This window comes from Sinorhizobium sp. 8-89, from assembly GCF_030124325.1.
GTDB lineage: Bacteria > Pseudomonadota > Alphaproteobacteria > Rhizobiales > Rhizobiaceae > Sinorhizobium.
In genome coordinates, this window is sequence record NZ_JASKLR010000003.1 from 1 (window position 1) to 16,295 (window position 16,295).

Below are 16,295 nucleotides of genomic sequence, written 5' to 3' on the forward strand. Positions count from 1 at the left end.
TAGCTCGTCAGGCTCATAACCTGAAGGCCGCAGGTTCAAATCCTGCCCCCGCAACCAACAATCCACAAAAGGCGCCCTCCCGGGCGCCTTTGCCGTTTCTGGCACATCGGCCCGCACGACAAAGCGCCCAAACCGCAAACGGCAGGCAAACGGCGCCGCGGCAGAGCCGATAAAACAAGCCCTCGCAACAATGCAGAACTGAAAAGCTGTCCGCAGGAAGATCCATTTCCGGCCGTCACGGCATTCTCGACATCGGTTGCCGGCCATCCCGGAGGGGAGGGAAGCGGCGCTCGCCCATTGCCGGCATACGCGCGCGCGAATACGTTTACGGCGATGATGCCATCGATAGCTTCTGGAGCGCAAGGTGGCGGGAGAAATCGTCGCCTACTGCATGTTCCCTGAAATCGTAGTCGATTTGAGGATAAGACATGCATCGATTCAAAGTGCTACAGCGACCTTTATGCGTCTGAGAAGACCCACCGCGCTGTAGAAGACGATGATCTCAGGCTGCCTCGGCCTAAGATCATAAACGTTTCGATGCGAAAAAGTCAGAGCGGGATGCGAGCGGATCGATTCCGGCACTCTCCGAACGTTGCACGCGAGCCGAAGTCGTGCTTCAAGATGACACGTGACTGGACATGCGGCATGGCGTTCGCAATGCCCGCTCAGACGCATGTTGCTACGATGAGGCCGGCGAAGTCCGCCAGCCGGTCTAATCCATTTTGGCGGCGGTTCTCCCGAGAGACTCTCCATGGCGCTCAAAGTTGCGGTCCAGATGGACCATATTTCCTCAATCAACATCGCGGGTGACAGCGCCTTTGCCTTGATGCTGGAGGCACAGGCACGCGGCCACGAGCTTTACCACTATACCCCCGACCGCTTGGCGATGATCGGCAACGACGTTTTCTGCGTGCTGGAGTCGGTCGAGGTGCGCGACGAGAAGGGCAACCATTTCGTGCTCGGCGAGAAGCAACGCATGAACCTGGCCGATGTCGACGTGGTGCTCATGCGCCAGGATCCGCCGTTCGACCTGTCCTACATCGCCGCGACCCATATGCTCGAAAAGATCCATCCCAGGACCCTCGTCGTCAACGATCCAGCCGAGGTACGCAACGCCCCGGAGAAACTCTTCGTCACCGAGTTCGCGGATCTGATGCCGCCGACGCTCATCACGCGCGACAAGACGGAAATCGACCTATTCCGTGCCGAATACGGCGACATCGTCATGAAACCACTTTTCGGTCATGGTGGTGCAGCCGTGGTCCGTCTCACCAGGGACGATCTCAACTACGGCTCCCTCTACGATATCTTCGCCACGACCTTCCGCGAGCCTTGGGTCATTCAGCAGTTCCTGCCGAACGTGAAGCATGGCGACAAGCGCATTCTCCTCGTCGACGGCGAGTTCGCGGGTGCGGTCAACCGGGTGCCTGCAGCCGGCGATTTGCGCTCCAACATGGTTCGCGGCGGCGCGCCGACCGTCGCCGACCTCACCAAAAAGGAGCGGGAAATCTGCGAGCGTTTGGGCCCTTCACTGCGCGAGAAGGGGCTCATTCTCGTGGGCATCGACGTCATCGATGACAAGCTCACCGAAATAAATGTCACCGCGCCAACTGGTATCCGCGCCGTGAGGAAGCTTGGCGGTCCGGATGTGGCGGCGAAAGTGTGGGACGTGTTGGAGGCGAAGCTGGCGGGGTGAGCGTCGTCTGGTGATATCCGCAGCCATTGGCGAGCGTTGTCGCGCGCGCGGATATGGAATGAACTTCGATGTAGGAAACGTCTCTCACGCGCTTGGGGCCATGGCGCATGCCCATCGGCTGCTCATCCTCGAATTACTTCTCGAGCGCGAATGGTCTGTTGGCACGCTCGCCGTTCGGGTCGGGCTCAGGCAGGCGACATTATCGCAGTATCTGGCGAAACTATGCGTGGCAGGCGTTGTCCAATACCGGCGAGAAGCGCAGACGGTTCTTTATTCATGCCGCTCCGACTTCATCATGCGCATCATGGACGTACTGAAAAAACGTCGACGAGGCGCTGTTGAGCCAAGACGAGCGTTCTGGAGTTGTGATCTGGTTCGCGCAGGCGTGGATCAGACGCGGCAGCCGGAAGCCGCCGCGCCTTGTCGATCATTCGGCCGCGAGCGTCTGCTCGCCGCTGTTCAGCGTCATCAGCCTCCTGGCGCGCGCGAGGCTTTCGGGCTGTTCGTTGCGGTACCGAGCGCCGATTTCCATCATCAGGACAGTGTCGGGCAGGAATTCGAGTTCGCTGAAAATGCTATCCCAGTCGATATCACCCCAGCCGAGCGGCATGTGCAGGTCGCCTATGCCGAGCGCAGTCGATTCCTGCGGGTGGAACGCCTTGTAAAATCCTTGCGGGCGGCCGAAGGAATCATGGACATGTAGATGCCCGGCGACCGGCGCCATGGCGCGAAGCTGTTCGCGAAAATCGAGCCCGCGGTAGGTCGATTCGATATAGGCGTGGCTGAAGTCGATCAGCGCCACCAGGTTAGGGTGACCGACCGCCTTCACCGTTTCCGCCAGCTCGACGGGCGTCTGCCGGTATTGTCCCGGTTCAGTGGTGAAGATGTTTTCGAACGCGATGCGCACACCATAGGGCTTGCAGAACTCGGCGAGCTCGAACAGGGCTTCCCGCTCGCACCGATCGGCGGCCGCCCGATCGAAGATCTGGTCGGCACGCAGATAGCCGCCATGCTGCACGAGAATACGCGCATCGATCCGGTCACATAGCTCGACCAGCGCCTTCGCCGCGTCGATCTGGTAGCGGCAGGTGACTGGGTCCATGAAGTTCGACGATACGAGGCCGTGGACTGTATAGCGGAAATCGAACTGGTTGGTGAGCGCCACGAGCCTGTCGGCTCTTTCCTTGATGATGCGGCCGCCGGCGATAAGGTCGAGGCTGGTGAGCCCCAGTTCAACCGTGTCGACGCCGACTCCTGCAAGGCGGTGCAGGTCCGCTTCGAGACTGTCCAACTCGCCGTCGGTCGAGCCGGAATTGAAGCCTGTCGCGATGATATTGCCCATTGTTCGTCTCCGATCGTATGATGTTGGGATTATGCGTTGACCAATGTCTGCGCGCGCAGTTTCAGCGCCAGATCCGGGCTGTCGGAGGTAAGGTGTCCGATGCCGCGGTCGAGCCATTTGCGGATGAGTTCTTCATCGTTCAGCGTCCACGTGCAGAGCCGGTCGAGCGGCATGGTCCTGGTGACGAGGTCCCATTCGCGCTCCATCAATTCGTGATGGATAGCGATGATCTCGACCAGATCGTCGACGCGGCCGAGAAAGCTCTGCAGTCCACCCTGCTTGTCGGCCCACGCCGCGTTGACGGAGACGAGCCGCCGGATGTGCGGCGCATGGCAACGGCAAAGCTCGAGGACCGACGTGTCGAAGGAGGTGAGATAGCTGCGGTCGTCAAGGCCGAAGCGGGCGATCTCTGACGCCACCTTCTCGACGATAACCGGGTAGGGCGTGCCGGTTGCGTCGGACTTGATCTCCACGTGCAGCGTCTTGTCCTTTGCCGGGGCGAGCACCGAGAGCACGTCGGCAAGAGTGGGGATGTTCTCGTCAGTGCCGCTCAGCCTGATCCGTGCACGGGTTTCGGGTGTGAGCGCGCGTACCGCACCTTCGCCCTCGGCCGTCCGTTCGAGCGTTGCGTCATGGATGACGACGAGCTCTCCAGCGTCTGTCAGGTGCACGTCGAATTCGACGGCGTCCACCTCGAGCGCAAGCACGTTGCGAAAGCCCGTCAGGGAATTTTCCGGCCAGAGATTGCGGCCGCCGCGATGTCCGGTGATGAGGGTCATTAGCTGGTCCTGTGGAGTATCGGAACGGTTCACCGCACCGTCGGATCGAGCGTGTCGCGCAGCCAGTCTCCGACGAGCGAGATCGACAGCGTGGTCAGCATGATGACGAGTGCGGGGGCGAGCATGGTCCAGGGTGCGCGCGTGAGGTATTCGCGTCCGAAGCCCACCATGTTGCCAAGGCTGGTTTCCGGCGGTTGCACGCCGAGGCCGAGGAAGGAGAGGCCGCTTTCCATCAATATGATCTCAGGGAAGGTCAGCGTCATCGACACGATGAGCGTGGAAGCAACGTTGGGCAGGATGTGGCGCAGATAGACTCTCGTCGGTGTCGCCCCCAACTGCACCACGGCGGCGGCATATCCCTGCGCGCTTGCGGAAATCGCCAGGCCACGGGCGATGCGCGCGTAACGCTCCCAGCCATAAAAGCCCATCAGGCAGACCAGAAGCAGCATGGACGAGCCGAAAAAGGCGAGTACGGCAAGCGACATGATCAGAAACGGCAGAGCGGCCTGAAAATCGGCGAGCACCAGCACGAGATGTTCGACCGCACCACGGAATTTGGCAGCGGCAAAACCGAGCGCCGTTCCGAAGACCGCCGACAGGATCGTTGCGCCAAAAGCGATGACGAGCGAGACGCGGATCGACTGGATGAGGCGGGAGAGCACGTCGCGGCCCAGCTCATCGGTGCCCAACCAGTGCGCGGCATTGCCGGGCGATGCGAGCCGGTTGGTCAGATCCATCGCGGTGATGCCGTAGGGCCTCAAGGAGTCGGCAAAGCAGGCCACCAGGACCATGGCCGCCAGCCAGAAAATGCCGAGCCCGACCGAAAAAGGTACGTGGCGGCGAAGATACGAGATCAGCCCGAGGACGCCGCTGCGCGCCGATTGCGGTTGTGCCGATTGCTTTTGTGCCATGTCTGCCGACGTCATCGCCGTTCCTCAATGTGCAGTTTGCGCGCGCAGGCGCGGGTCGAGCCAACCGTAGAGCAGATCGACGACAAGATTCGAGATAACCATGGTGGCCGCGATCATCAGGAGGATGCACTGGACGACAGCCAGATCGCGGTTGGTGACGGATACCACCAGAAGGCGTCCGATGCCGGGCCATGAAAAAATCGACTCGACCACGACGGCGCCGGCGATCAGCGAACCGACCATGAAGCCGACAATGGTGACGATCGGCACTGCCGCGTTCGGCAAAGCATGGCCCCAGACGACGTCCGACCACTTCAGCCCCTTTGCGGAGGCCGTCCGGATGTAGGGCTGGCCCATCACTTCGATCATGGCGCTGCGCGAGAAGCGCGCCAGGATGCCGATCCCGCCGATGCTCATGGTGATGGTCGGAAGGATGCTATGCATCCATGTGTCCTGACCGCCAGAGGGAAGAACGCCGAGGATCACCGAGAAGATCAACACCAGCAGCAATCCCATGACGAAGGAAGGGATGGTGAAGCCGAAAATCGCCAGCAGGATCACGCCGCGATCGGCAAAGCTCTGCCGATGAAGGGCTGCGTACACACCCGCCGGGATGCCGATCAGGAGCTTCAGCAGGAGCGCCGGAAGGGTCAGTTGCAGCGTCGCCGGAATGCGCTCCAGAACGAGTTGCAAGGCCGAGACCTTGTCGCGCATCGAGACGCCGAAATCTCCGGAGAAGATCGATTTGATGTAGGCGAGATATTGCACCCAGAGGGGCTGATCCAGCCCCCACGCCTTGCGGAAGGCGTCCACAGCGTCCTGCGGAACATCCGGTCCGAGCATGACCTGTGCCGGATCGCCCGACATGCGCAGCACGACGAAAGCGAAGGTGACAACGGCGAAAATGGTCATCACGGCGCGAAGCAGGCGGGTAAGAACGAAGCGTATCATCGTCACCTCCCGTTATGCGGCGACCGGCGCGGTTTCGCCGGGGACCAAGTGACAGGCCGCGGTTCGACCATTTCCGATCGAACGAAGATCCGGCGCGCTTGTCCGGCAGATGTCGCTCGCCAGGGGGCACCGAGGGTGGAACGCGCATCCGGAGGGACGTTTGGCGGGGTTCGGCGGCTCGCCCTGGAGGATCCTGCGCCCCTCGAGTATCTTGCCCGGAACAGGTACGCTCGATACCAGGGCCTCAGTGTAAGGATGTCTGGGCGAGTGAAAAATCACGTCGGAGGATGCCTCCTCGACGATCTGTCCGAGATACATCACGGCGACACGGTCCGCGATGTTGCGCACGACTTTCAGGTCATGGCTGATAAAGATCATGGCGATCCGATTCTGTTCCTGAAGGTCGCGCAGCATGTTGACCACCTGCGCCTGGATGGAGACGTCCAACGCCGAAACAGGTTCATCGCAGACCAGTAATCGCGGACGGGAAGCGAGCGCCCTTGCGATGACCGCGCGCTGACGCTGGCCGCCCGAAAGCTCGTGCGGAAAACGGCCCGCCTGATCTCGGCGCAAGCCGACGGCGGACATGAGTTCCTCGACACGGGCGGCACGATGTTCCTTCGGAATGAGCTTGTGAATATTCAGGGGCTCTCCGATCTGGGTGGCGATCGTCAACCGCCGGTCGAGTGCGGCAAGCGGGTCCTGGTAGACGAATTGCATTCTGGCGCGTAGCGCCCGCCATTCGGCCGTACCGGGGGGTGCCATCGGCTTGCCCTCGAATTTAACCTCACCGGATTGCGCCGGATCGATGCCGAGGAGCATGCGCCCCAGCGTGGATTTTCCGGATCCCGATTCGCCGACGATGCCAAGGGTTTCGCCGGGCATCAGTTTGATCGAGACCCCGTTCACCGCGCGAACGGGGGTCGGCTTGCCAAAGAGGCCGCGACGGATCTGATAGATCCGTACCAGGTTATTGGCTTCGAGGAGGGCGCTAGTCACTATACGGCTTCCAGAGTTCGTGTCCTGACCGGTGGCGCCGAGACGACGGGAACGGGCCTATGGCAGGCCAGCCGCCGGCCATCATGTATCGGCTCAAGGTTCGGCAAGTCGCTGCGACAAGCCTCCACGGCGCGCCCGCAGCGGGGAGAGAAGGCGCATCCGGCGGGAAGATTTTTTGGATTCGGCACGGTGCCGGTGATTGGGATCAGCCGCTGGCGGGGACCATCGATCCGCGGGATCGCGTCGAACAGGCCGCGGGTATAGGGATGGCGCGGTTCGGCGAACAACTGCTCCATCCGGCCCTGTTCGACGATGCGGCCGGCATACATGGCGCAGACGCGCTCGCAGACCTGCGACACGGCGCCAAGATCGTGACTGATGAACACCATCGCCATGCCGGTTTCGGCCCGAAGTTGGACGAGAAGGTCGAGGATTTGCGCCTGGATCGTCGCGTCGAGCGCGGTCGTCGGCTCGTCAGCGATAAGGAGATCAGGTTGACCGGCAAGCGCCATCGCGATCATCAGCCGCTGGCACTGGCCGCCGGAAAATTCGTGGGGGTAGAGATCGAAGCGGCGCCGGGCATCCGGAATGCCGACCATGTCCATCAGTCTGAGGGCTTCAGTTTTGGCCGCCTCACCATGAAGCCTGCGATGGATCGCGAGTGCTTCGGTGATCTGTCGTCCGATACGGATCACGGGATTGAGGGAACTCGATGGGTCCTGGAAGATCATTGCGATCCGGCCGCCACGAACCTCCTCCAGCACATGGCGGGAGCCACCGCAGATTTCGCGGCCTTCGATCCGAACGGAACCGGTGACGCTCGCCTTGCCCGGAAGCAGGCCCAGCGCCGCAAGCCAGGTCACCGATTTGCCGCAGCCGGATTCGCCGACAAGCCCCACGGACTCGCCGCGCCCGACATCAAGGTCGATGCCGTGCAGGACCTGGACGCCGTCAAAAGCAACTCTCAGACTGCGCAATTCCACGAGGTTGGGGATCATTCCACTGACCTCCTTCGATGTCCGCGCTTGCGTGCCTTCCGGTTCGCAACTGCGCTTGCTGAAAAGGGGAAAGACACCGGGACTTCGGGCCACCGGTGTCTCTTGTTTGGGGATCACATGGTCCAGTTGCTGGCACGGAAGTCCATTGCAAAGGCCGGAGCAGCCTTCCACTTCAGCGACGACTTCATGCCGGTGAAGACGGCGTTCTGGTGCAGGACCTGATAGACTGGGTCTTCGCGCTCGCAGATTTCGAGCATGCGGGCGAAGGCCTTCTTGCGCAGGGCCGGATCGGTGCTGGTCTCCAGAACGACCGACAGTTCGTTTGCCTCGGCATTGGTCCAGTCCTTCTTCTGCTGGACTTCGCTGTTCGGACCGAACTGGGCGACCATCGGCGTTACGGGGTCGTTGATATTGGCCGAAGCCGACCAGTCGCGGACGCCCTTCACGCCGGACGGATCGTGGATCTGGCCCCAGTTTTCCTTCATTTCGATCTGGACGTTCAGGCCCACCTGTTTCCACATCTCCACCATGACCTGACCGTTGGCGGTCTGGTTGGTGTAGTAGTTGTTGAGCAGGCGGAAGGGGATCGGATCACCTTTGTATCCCGCCTGTTTCAGAAGGTCCTGGGCCAATTGCGGATTGTATTCGGGCGCTTTCCAGTCCTTGATGAACATGTCGCCATAGGATGAGAATTGGAGCCCGTCCGGAATCACGGTCTGGCCGGCCCAGAGCGCATCGACGATCGCCTGGCGGTCGATCGAATGCGTCATGGCGCGGCGCACGAGCGGATCCGCCAATACCGGATTCTGTACGTTGAAGACCGAAATGCGGTGGTTGAGAATGGTCGAACCCTGCACTTCGAAGCCCGAAGCGGCGCGAACGGCGCCGATCTGGTCCGGCGGTAGGTCGCAGGCAAAATCATATTCGCCGGAGAGCAGACCGTTCACACGGGACGAAACTTCGGGAACTTCTACGAAGCGGATTTCTTCTAGCGGCGGGCGGCCACCCCAATATTCGTCGAAGGCAACCAGCGTCAGGGAAACGTCCGGCTTGTACTCGCCGACCATATAGGGGCCGGTCGTGACCGGCTTGCGGGCCCAATCGGCGTAGGTCGCAGCTTCGTCCCAAGCGCGGCGGTTTGCGATCTGGCTGCCGAATGCATAAAGGCGACCTTCGAGCGTGACGTCCGGCGTCGCATTGTGGAAGCGCACGGTATACTTGTCGACGGCTTCCACGCCGGCGAGCGCCGGCCAGAGACGACGGCCGATGCCCGGAACGGAGGCAGGCAGTTCCTTCGCCGTCGTGGGCTTGTGTTCATCGGCGAAGATCGTCTTGCCGCCGGCGGGCTGGGTATCGCCGAAGAGGCGTTGGGCCGAGAAGCTGAAGACGACATCGTCGGAGGTCAGTTCGTCGCCATTGTGGAACTTGACGCCCTGGCGCAGCTTGAGTTCAAGCGTCTTGTCGTCAATCCGCTTCCATTCGGTGGCGAGACCCGGCACCGGACCCTGGCTGCCCATCCAGTCGCGCAGGATCAGGCCTTCCCAGAAATTGGGGAAGAAAACGCGCTCGCCGACGTTCGACTGTTCGTTCCAGATGTCGAGGGTGTTGTTGTTGGTGATCTTCTGGACGGCGATCGTGACGGAAGGGCGCTTGCCCTGACTGAAGGCCATGCGCGGCATTATCAGGCTGCCGGCGGTGGCTCCCATTAGTCCAAGCGCGCTGCGTCGGGTGATTGAAAGCATCTGGATCCTCTCCTTCTACAAGGGACAACTCAAAAAGCGCAGAAATCTGTCTTGTGCATTCCGGGTGTCGGCTTCTTGATAATCCTGTGAATTTTCAGTGACATCGCTTGCATCCTCGAGGGCGCCAGTCATACCGGCGTTGGAATTTTCACCGCGCGCTCGGCCGGATGAACGGGTGCTGCGGAAAAGACGGTGCTCAAGGCCGCCGACAGTTCCGCGACGCCGGTGGCGACCAGTGTCGCGCCCGCCTCGGCGAGCACCGCGCTACGCCCCTCGCGAGGGTCGGTAGGGTCGATGAAGCCGATCGCGCTCATCCCGGCGGCGACGGCGCCGGCAATTCCGTGAGGGCTGTCGTCGATCACCAGGCACTTGTCTGGATCGACGCCAAGAGTCTTGGCACACAGCAGGAAGAGATCGGGCGCAGGCTTGGCACGCGCGACCATGTCGGCGCTGAAGATGTTCGGGGCGAATTCATCCCAGAGATCGAAGAGACCGAGACTGTTCTCCAACCGCTCCATAGTGCTGTTGGATGCGACACATTTCATATGCGGCAAGGAGCGGATAAGCTCTGCGATGCCCGGCATCGGCGCCAGCGACCGGGCGAACTCGGCGTAGAGATTGTCCCGGGCATCCGCAAAAATACCGTCGGCGTCCTTGAGCCCCAGTTCCTGGATACAAATGCCCCTTGCATCCGCCTCCGAATAACCGGTGAACCGCTTGTGCACCTCGGCATGGGACAATGTTGCGCCAGCGCGCTGCAACGCCTTCCAAAAGACACGGCTTGCGACAGGTTCGCTGTCTATCAACACGCCGTCGCAATCGAAAATAAGCAGTTCTGGGGTCATCATGATGCACGTGCCTGGTGGTGGTTATGCGGGCATGCTGGAATGCAGGAAGGCGAACTCCCGAAGAGTTTCGGATTGCCGTTTTCCAATTCGGTTGCTGACCGGCTCGCTCGGCGTGAGAATTGCCTTTGGCCGAGCGACCGTGTTGCGCTGCTTCTAGGTTACAATTGTTACGCCGATGTGACATTTGTTCAGGAGGAATTGAGCTTGGACATCCAGGAACTGATGGTGAAGGCGTCGTGGCTCTACCACGTGGAAGGTCTCACGCAGGCAGAGATCGGCGAACGGATGAATCTCACGCGGCGTCGGGTGAATGAGCTGCTCGCCGCCGCGTTGCACAAGGGCATCGTGCGGGTCAACTTCAATTCCCCGCTTGCGGAGAGTATCGAACTGGAAGCGCAGCTATGCAGGCGCTTCGGCCTCCAGGAAGCTGTGGTCGTGCCCACGCCCTTGGATTCCGGCCAGATGCATGCCGTGCTCGGCCGTGCCGCCGCCGCTTTCCTCGATCGCCTGATCCACGTCCGCAAACCAGGCGCCATCGGTGTGGGCTGGGGCGCGACATTGCGTGAGACGGTGCAGCATCTGACGGCGAGGAACGAGCCGCATATCGAAGTCTGCTCCATGATGGGTGGGCTGACGCGCGGTTCTGAAATCAACACCTTCGAGATCGTGCGTAGCTTCGCTGCGGTTCTCAATGCCAAGTGCCACTATTTCGCGGCACCGATCTATGCGAGCAGCGAGCAATCGCGCGACGTCATCGTTGCGCAGCCGGTGTTTCAGGAACTGCTTCGGGAAAGTTCAAACGTCGATATGTCCTTCCTGAGCGTCGGCGATGTCACCGACCAGTCCCTGCAAGTCCGCTACGGACTGCCGCTGCAAAGCGACATACGGGAGCTTGTTGCGACCGGTGCCGTGGGCGATTTGCTCGGGCACTACCTCGATGCCGAAGGGAGACCTGTCGATCATCCGCTCAATCGCCAGGTCATCTCGCCAGAGCTTGCGGACTATCTCGGCATTCCCTGCCGCATAATCGCGTCGGGTGGATCCCATAAGCGCGCCATTCTCTTGGCCACGATAAAGGCACGTTTGGCAACCGCGCTCGTTACGGACTCCGATAGCGCCCGTTGGCTGCTCTTGCAGTCCCCGGCGGAGGCCGGCCGTTGATCAGCCGCGCTGGCCGAGATCGATCAATTGCTAACCCATTTGAGGACGAGGTCTGTCGCTCAACGGGATTGCAATAAACTGGTTTCACATCGACGTGAGCTTCGGTGTCAGCGTGATGATTTCCTCGAGCATCCACCCTAGGGTGCGTCGATGATCAAGCTGGTTGCTGCATTTCTGTCGTTCCTGGCATTCCTGCCCTTTGCGATCGCGCAGGAGGTCCCCTCCGTGCCTTCGCTGCTCGATGGCCTTGCTGCCCGCGACGATCTGAATGCATTGAAAACCGTCGTCATTGCCCGCGACGGCGAGGTCGTCGCGGAACGCGGCTATCGCGGTCATACGCCTCGGGAATCGACCAATATCAAGTCGGCATCGAAGGCTATCGTGTCTGCGCTTGTCGGCATTGCGATCGACAAAGGTCTGCTCGAAGGGCCGGATCAGAAGATCGCGCCGATCCTGAAAAGCGAGCTACCGGCTTCACCGGACCCGCGAATCAACGACATCACGATCGGCAACCTGCTTTCGATGCAAGCGGGACTTGGACGGATGTCGGGGCCGAACTATGGACGCTGGGTCTCCAGCCGCAATTGGGTTCGTTTTGCACTCGCGCAGCCATTCGACGACGAGCCGGGAGGGCGGATGCTTTACTCGACGGCCTCTACCCATCTCCTTTCGGCGATCCTGACGAAAGTCGGCGGCAAATCTACCCTGGCGCTCGCGCGCGAGTGGCTAGGGCCGGTCGAAGGCTTCCGGATCGGAGCCTGGGAGCGCGATCCGCAGGGCATCTATCTCGGCGGCAACCAGATGGCGATGAGCGCCCACTCGCTGCTTGCGTTCGGAGAACTTTACCGCAATCGCGGCAGGACGGCGGAGGGCCGGCAGATCGTTCCGGAAGATTGGATCGATTCCTCATGGCAGGCGCGCACCAACTCCCGTTTCTCAGGCGATGCCTATGGCTACGGTTGGTTCGGACGGCAGATCGGCGGCGAGGACGTGTATTTCGCCTGGGGATATGGTGGCCAGATGCTCTATATCGTGCCGTCGCTGCAGCTCACCGTCGTGATGACCTCGGAGGAGAGCGGGCCGTCGGCGCGCAATGGCTATCGTGACGCACTGCATGGTGTCATGGCCGATATCGTAAGAACGGTTCGCGCATCCTGAAGGTGAGCCCACCACAAGAATGGCATCCGCGCCTTCACTGTCCCGCGCCGAAGAACGCGAGTCGGGTGAAGAGCACGTAGTTCGATTCCGACACCATCAGGGCCACGAAAACCAATACGAGGAGGGGCGGCAGCAGGATCGCATAGGTCAGCGCGAGGCGCTCCCAAGCCATGTGCATGAACACAGCGACGATGAGACCAGCCTTAAGCATCATGAAGATCAGGATCAGCGACCAGCGCAGATAGCCCTCAAGGCCGAGGTAGTCCACCATGTAGGAAAAAGCGCTGAGGACGAACAACAGTCCCCAGACCAGAAGATAAAGCTTGATCGGGTGGTGCTGCTGCTGCTCGGCATGCGCCTCTACCGTAGCCATGATGCCCTCCTCACCAGAGATAGAAGAATGCAAAGATGAAGACCCAGACCAAATCGACGAAGTGCCAGTAGAGGCCGGTGATCTCGACGATCTCGTAGTGACCCTTGCGGCTGGTGAAGAAACCGCGCCGCTCCGTATCGAAATCGCCGCGCCAGACCTTGCGGGCGATGATCAGCAGGAAAATCACGCCGAACGTGACGTGGGTGCCGTGAAAGCCGGTGATCATGAAGAAGGTCGAGCCGAACTGCGCCGCTCCCCAGGGATTGCCCCAGGGCCGCACGCCTTCGGCAATGAGCTTCGACCATTCGAAGGCCTGCATCCCGACGAAAGTTGCGCCGAACAGCGCGGTCAGAAGCATCAAAGCGGCCGTCTTGCGGCGGTCGCGGCGGTAACCGTAATTGACGGCCATCGCCATGGTGCCGCTGCTGGAGATGAGCACGAACGTCATGATCGCGATTAGGATCAGCGGCACATGGACGCCGCCGATCTCCAGCGCGAAGACCTCGCTCGGGTTCGGCCAGGGCACGGTTGTCGACATGCGCGCCGACATGTAGGCGATCAGGAAGCAGCCGAAAACGAACGTATCGCTCAGGAGAAAGATCCACATCATGGCCTTTCCCCAGGAGACGTTCTTGAATGCCCGCTGGTCCGAGGCCCAGTCGGAGGCAAAGCCGGCGAGGCCGGACGAGCGGGGCAGCGGTTCCAAGGCAGACGGCTTTAGCGGAGCAGACATGTCAGCGTTCCTATGTCAGCAATTGACGGCAGAGGTCGACGACGTCGTTGGCCCAACCGGAAAAGAGGGCGAAGAGAACCACCCAGACGGCCAGCATGAAATGCCAATACGTGGCGCAGAGCCCGATCGCGAGACGCGTCCGCCGGTCGATCGGCGCGTCCCATGTGCGCAGCGTGACGCGCCCCAGCGCCGCAAGACCGCCGACGATGTGCAGGCCGTGCATTCCGGTGATCATGTAGAAAAAGCTGTTGGCGGGGTTGCCGCTCAAGAGATAGCCGGCGGAAGAAAGCGCTCGCCAGGCGAAAAGCTGTCCGACGAGGAAGGCGAGGCCAGCGGCGAGCGCGACGAGCAGGCTGGTCCGTGCCGCCTCGTCATTCCGGCGCTCGGCTTCGACCTTTGCCCAATGCAGTGTCACGCTGCTCACGACGAGAACGCCGGTATTGATCCACAGGAAGCGCGGCAGCGGCATTGGCGACCAGTCGGACGAGGCCATGCGCATGAAGTAGGCGCTGATGAAAAGCGTGAAGAGCGCGCCGACAACGGCGAGAAACACGCCGAGACCGATCTTGGCGGCCGGCACCGGCTCGATGCCACGGTGGTCGTGCGTGTGCCCAACTTCCAGCCACGGTTTCGAGGCCAGTCGCTGCTGTGCCAGCCACCAGGCGATGATGACGGCGATGACCGCCAGGAAGACCATCACGACCGTCATGAAGCGGCCTCATGGGACATGCGTCCGGGTGCCGGCTGGTTCTGTGGAATGAAGTCCTCGGGCGCGCCCGGGACGCTATAGTCGTAGGCCCAGCGATAGACGACCGGCAGTTCCTTGCCCCAGTTGCCGTGGGGCGGCGGCGTTTCGGGTGTTTGCCATTCGAGAGTCGTTGCGCGCCAGGGATTACCGCCGGCCTCTCTGCCGTGGCGCAGGCTCCAGACCAGGTTGAAGAGAAAGACGATCTGGGCGGCGCCGACGATGAGCGCTGCGACGCTGATGAACGCGTTGAGGCTGTGAACGGAGTCCGTCACGAACGACGCATCGCCAAGCTCGTGGTACCGCCGCGGCACGCCAACAAGGCCGAGATAGTGCATCGGGAAGAAGATCGCATAGGCACCAAGGAAGGTGACCCAGAAATGCAACTGACCGAGCGCCTCGTTGAGCATGCGTCCGGTAACCTTGGGATACCAATGGTAGATCGCACCGAAGATGACGAGAATCGGCGCAACACCCATCACCATGTGGAAATGCGCCACCACGAACATGGTGTCGGATAGCGGCACATCGACGACGACATTGCCGAGGAAGAGGCCGGTCAGCCCACCATTGACGAACGTGACGATGAAGGCGAGCGCGAAAAGCATCGGCAATGTCAGGTGAATGTCGCCGCGCCAAAGCGTCAACACCCAATTGTAGACCTTGATTGCTGTCGGCACGGCGATGATCAGGGTCGTGGTCGCGAAGAAGAAACCGAAATACGGGTTCATGCCGCTGACGTACATATGGTGCGCCCAGACCACAAAGGAGAGCGCGCCGATGATGACGATCGCCCAGACCATCATCCGGTAGCCGAAGATGTTCTTGCGGGCATGGGTGCTGATAAGATCGGAAACGATGCCGAACGCGGGCAGGGCGACGATATAGACTTCCGGATGGCCGAAGAACCAGAAGAGGTGCTGGAACAGGATCGGACTGCCGCCGCCATATTCCAACTGCTCTCCCATCTCGGCGATCGCCGGCATGAAGAAGCTCGTACCGAGCAGGCGGTCGAAGAGCATCATGACGCAGGCGACGAACAGTGCCGGGAAGGCGAGAAGCGCCATGACCGTGGCGGTGATGATGCCCCAGACCGTCAGCGGCATGCGCATCAGCGTCATGCCACGGGCCCGGCCCTGCAGGACGGTGACGACATAATTGAGGCCGCCCATCGTGAAGCCGATGATGAAGATGATCAGCGAAGAGAGCATGAGGATGATGCCCCAGTCCCTGCCGCCCGGTGTATTGGAGAGAATCGCCTGCGGCGGATAGAGCGTCCAGCCTGCCCCGGTCGGTCCGCCGGGCGCGAAGAAGCTTGCGGCCAGCACCAGCACCGCGAGCAGATAGATCCAGTAGCTCAGCATGTTCGCGTAGGGAAAGACCATGTCGCGAGCGCCGACCATCAGCGGAATGAGATAGTTGCCGAAGCCGCCGAGGAAGAGCGCGGTAAGCAGATAGATGACCATGATCATTCCATGCATGGTGATGAACTGGTAGTAGCGTTCCGCATCGATCAGTTCGAAGGTGCCGGGAAAGCCGAGTTGCAGGCGGATCAACCAGGAGAGCACCAGCGCGACCATGCCGATGGCGATTGCCGTCGTCGAGTATTGGATGGCGATGATCTTCGCGTCCTGGCTGAAAACGTATCGGGTCCACCAGCTGTGCGGATGATAAAGTTCAACATCCTCGACTTCGGCGGGCGGGACCGCCTCGCCAATACCTGACCGGACGTCGACCATCATGTTCCTCCCCGTTCGCTACCGCATGTTTCCTCAGATCGGAGCCGATTCAGGGGCAAAAACATGCAGTAATTCAAAGTGCTACGGCGACCCTGTGCGTCCGATGAAGACGCCCGGCGC

15 protein-coding genes and 1 pseudogene are annotated in these 16,295 nt (G+C 61.2%); 4 read left to right on the top strand and 12 right to left on the bottom strand.

The window, feature by feature from the left end; all coding sequences use genetic code 11:
- Positions 1–751: 751 nt before the first annotated feature.
- Both gshB and QN219_RS07310 read left to right on the top strand, forming a co-directional pair.
- The gene (gene gshB, locus QN219_RS07305; protein WP_283998937.1) at positions 752–1,696 is read left to right on the top strand and encodes a glutathione synthase; all 945 of its coding nucleotides are present in this window, start codon (positions 752–754) and stop codon (positions 1,694–1,696) included.
- Between the two features lie 58 nt (positions 1,697–1,754).
- A pseudogene (locus QN219_RS07310) lies at positions 1,755–1,985 on the top strand (metalloregulator ArsR/SmtB family transcription factor); the annotation flags it as partial.
- A 138-nt stretch (positions 1,986–2,123) separates the two neighbouring features.
- Here the strand turns inward: QN219_RS07310 and QN219_RS07315 are convergent.
- The 8 genes from QN219_RS07315 to QN219_RS07350 form a co-directional block, all read right to left on the bottom strand.
- On the bottom strand, positions 2,124–3,038 hold the full coding sequence (locus tag QN219_RS07315; protein ID WP_283998938.1) for a TIM barrel protein: 915 nt from the start codon (positions 3,036–3,038) through the stop codon (positions 2,124–2,126).
- Between the two features lie 29 nt (positions 3,039–3,067).
- Positions 3,068–3,817 carry a glycerophosphodiester phosphodiesterase family protein gene (locus QN219_RS07320; RefSeq protein ID WP_283998939.1) on the bottom strand — a complete coding sequence of 250 codons (750 nt, stop codon included), beginning with the start codon at positions 3,815–3,817 and terminating at the stop codon, positions 3,068–3,070.
- Between the two features lie 29 nt (positions 3,818–3,846).
- Positions 3,847–4,728, bottom strand: a complete 882-nt coding sequence (locus QN219_RS07325) for an ABC transporter permease (protein WP_405052121.1) — start codon at positions 4,726–4,728, stop codon at positions 3,847–3,849.
- 24 nt (positions 4,729–4,752) lie between these two features.
- A complete protein-coding gene (locus tag QN219_RS07330; protein WP_283998941.1) occupies positions 4,753–5,679 on the bottom strand; it encodes an ABC transporter permease in 927 nt (308 codons plus the stop codon).
- Positions 5,680–5,691: 12 nt separating this feature from the next.
- On the bottom strand, positions 5,692–6,678 hold the full coding sequence (locus QN219_RS07335; protein ID WP_283998942.1) for an ABC transporter ATP-binding protein: 987 nt from the start codon (positions 6,676–6,678) through the stop codon (positions 5,692–5,694).
- Positions 6,678–7,676 carry an ABC transporter ATP-binding protein gene (locus QN219_RS07340; protein WP_283998943.1) on the bottom strand — a complete coding sequence of 333 codons (999 nt, stop codon included), beginning with the start codon at positions 7,674–7,676 and terminating at the stop codon, positions 6,678–6,680. The genes QN219_RS07335 and QN219_RS07340 overlap by 1 nt, the downstream gene beginning before the upstream one ends.
- Before the next feature lie 113 nt (positions 7,677–7,789).
- Positions 7,790–9,418, bottom strand: coding sequence for an ABC transporter substrate-binding protein (locus tag QN219_RS07345; protein WP_283998944.1), 1,629 nt, complete (start codon positions 9,416–9,418; stop codon positions 7,790–7,792).
- Between the two features lie 128 nt (positions 9,419–9,546).
- The gene (locus tag QN219_RS07350; protein WP_283999479.1) at positions 9,547–10,263 is read right to left on the bottom strand and encodes an HAD family hydrolase; all 717 of its coding nucleotides are present in this window, start codon (positions 10,261–10,263) and stop codon (positions 9,547–9,549) included.
- A 225-nt stretch (positions 10,264–10,488) separates the two neighbouring features.
- Here QN219_RS07350 and QN219_RS07355 point away from each other — a divergent pair, with 225 nt between their 5' ends.
- Together QN219_RS07355 and QN219_RS07360 are read left to right on the top strand one after the other, a co-directional pair.
- Positions 10,489–11,427, top strand: coding sequence for a sugar-binding transcriptional regulator (locus QN219_RS07355; protein WP_405052122.1), 939 nt, complete (start codon positions 10,489–10,491; stop codon positions 11,425–11,427).
- A 150-nt stretch (positions 11,428–11,577) separates the two neighbouring features.
- A complete protein-coding gene (locus tag QN219_RS07360; protein WP_283998946.1) occupies positions 11,578–12,585 on the top strand; it encodes a serine hydrolase in 1,008 nt (335 codons plus the stop codon).
- Positions 12,586–12,619: 34 nt separating this feature from the next.
- Here the strand turns inward: QN219_RS07360 and QN219_RS07365 are convergent, their stop codons facing one another.
- Genes QN219_RS07365 through ctaD form a run of 4 tightly spaced genes read right to left on the bottom strand, consistent with a single transcriptional unit; the run spans position 12,620 to position 16,178 of the window.
- Positions 12,620–12,958, bottom strand: a complete 339-nt coding sequence (locus QN219_RS07365) for a cytochrome C oxidase subunit IV family protein (protein WP_269281898.1) — start codon at positions 12,956–12,958, stop codon at positions 12,620–12,622.
- Positions 12,959–12,968: 10 nt separating this feature from the next.
- Positions 12,969–13,691: a heme-copper oxidase subunit III family protein gene (locus QN219_RS07370; protein WP_173509358.1), complete on the bottom strand. Its 723-nt coding sequence runs from the start codon at positions 13,689–13,691 to the stop codon at positions 12,969–12,971.
- A 10-nt stretch (positions 13,692–13,701) separates the two neighbouring features.
- Positions 13,702–14,400 (bottom strand): cytochrome c oxidase subunit 3, encoded by a 699-nt coding sequence (locus QN219_RS07375; RefSeq protein WP_283998947.1) that lies wholly within the window; start codon positions 14,398–14,400, stop codon positions 13,702–13,704.
- Positions 14,397–16,178 (bottom strand): cytochrome c oxidase subunit I, encoded by a 1,782-nt coding sequence (ctaD, locus tag QN219_RS07380; RefSeq protein WP_405052091.1) that lies wholly within the window; start codon positions 16,176–16,178, stop codon positions 14,397–14,399. The genes QN219_RS07375 and ctaD overlap by 4 nt, the downstream gene beginning before the upstream one ends.
- Positions 16,179–16,295: the final 117 nt, after the last annotated feature.

Excerpts from the sequence above, each read along its gene's own strand:
- QN219_RS07340 (WP_283998943.1), bottom strand. The coding sequence starts at position 7,676 with ATGATCCCCAACCTCGTGGAATTGCGCAGTCTGAGAGTTGCTTTTGAC.
- QN219_RS07355 (WP_405052122.1), top strand. The coding sequence starts at position 10,489 with ATGGTGAAGGCGTCGTGGCTCTACCACGTGGAAGGTCTCACGCAGGCA.
- QN219_RS07360 (WP_283998946.1), top strand. The coding sequence starts at position 11,578 with ATGATCAAGCTGGTTGCTGCATTTCTGTCGTTCCTGGCATTCCTGCCC.
- gshB (WP_283998937.1), top strand. The coding sequence starts at position 752 with ATGGCGCTCAAAGTTGCGGTCCAGATGGACCATATTTCCTCAATCAAC.
- QN219_RS07315 (WP_283998938.1), bottom strand. The coding sequence starts at position 3,038 with ATGGGCAATATCATCGCGACAGGCTTCAATTCCGGCTCGACCGACGGC.
- QN219_RS07345 (WP_283998944.1), bottom strand. The coding sequence starts at position 9,418 with ATGCTTTCAATCACCCGACGCAGCGCGCTTGGACTAATGGGAGCCACC.
- QN219_RS07370 (WP_173509358.1), bottom strand. The coding sequence starts at position 13,691 with ATGTCTGCTCCGCTAAAGCCGTCTGCCTTGGAACCGCTGCCCCGCTCG.
- QN219_RS07350 (WP_283999479.1), bottom strand. The coding sequence starts at position 10,263 with ATGACCCCAGAACTGCTTATTTTCGATTGCGACGGCGTGTTGATAGAC.
- QN219_RS07365 (WP_269281898.1), bottom strand. The coding sequence starts at position 12,958 with ATGGCTACGGTAGAGGCGCATGCCGAGCAGCAGCAGCACCACCCGATC.
- QN219_RS07325 (WP_405052121.1), bottom strand. The coding sequence starts at position 4,728 with ATGGCACAAAAGCAATCGGCACAACCGCAATCGGCGCGCAGCGGCGTC.
- ctaD (WP_405052091.1), bottom strand. The coding sequence starts at position 16,178 with ATGATGGTCGACGTCCGGTCAGGTATTGGCGAGGCGGTCCCGCCCGCC.
- QN219_RS07330 (WP_283998941.1), bottom strand. The coding sequence starts at position 5,679 with ATGATACGCTTCGTTCTTACCCGCCTGCTTCGCGCCGTGATGACCATT.
- QN219_RS07320 (WP_283998939.1), bottom strand. The coding sequence starts at position 3,817 with ATGACCCTCATCACCGGACATCGCGGCGGCCGCAATCTCTGGCCGGAA.
- QN219_RS07375 (WP_283998947.1), bottom strand. The coding sequence starts at position 14,400 with ATGACGGTCGTGATGGTCTTCCTGGCGGTCATCGCCGTCATCATCGCC.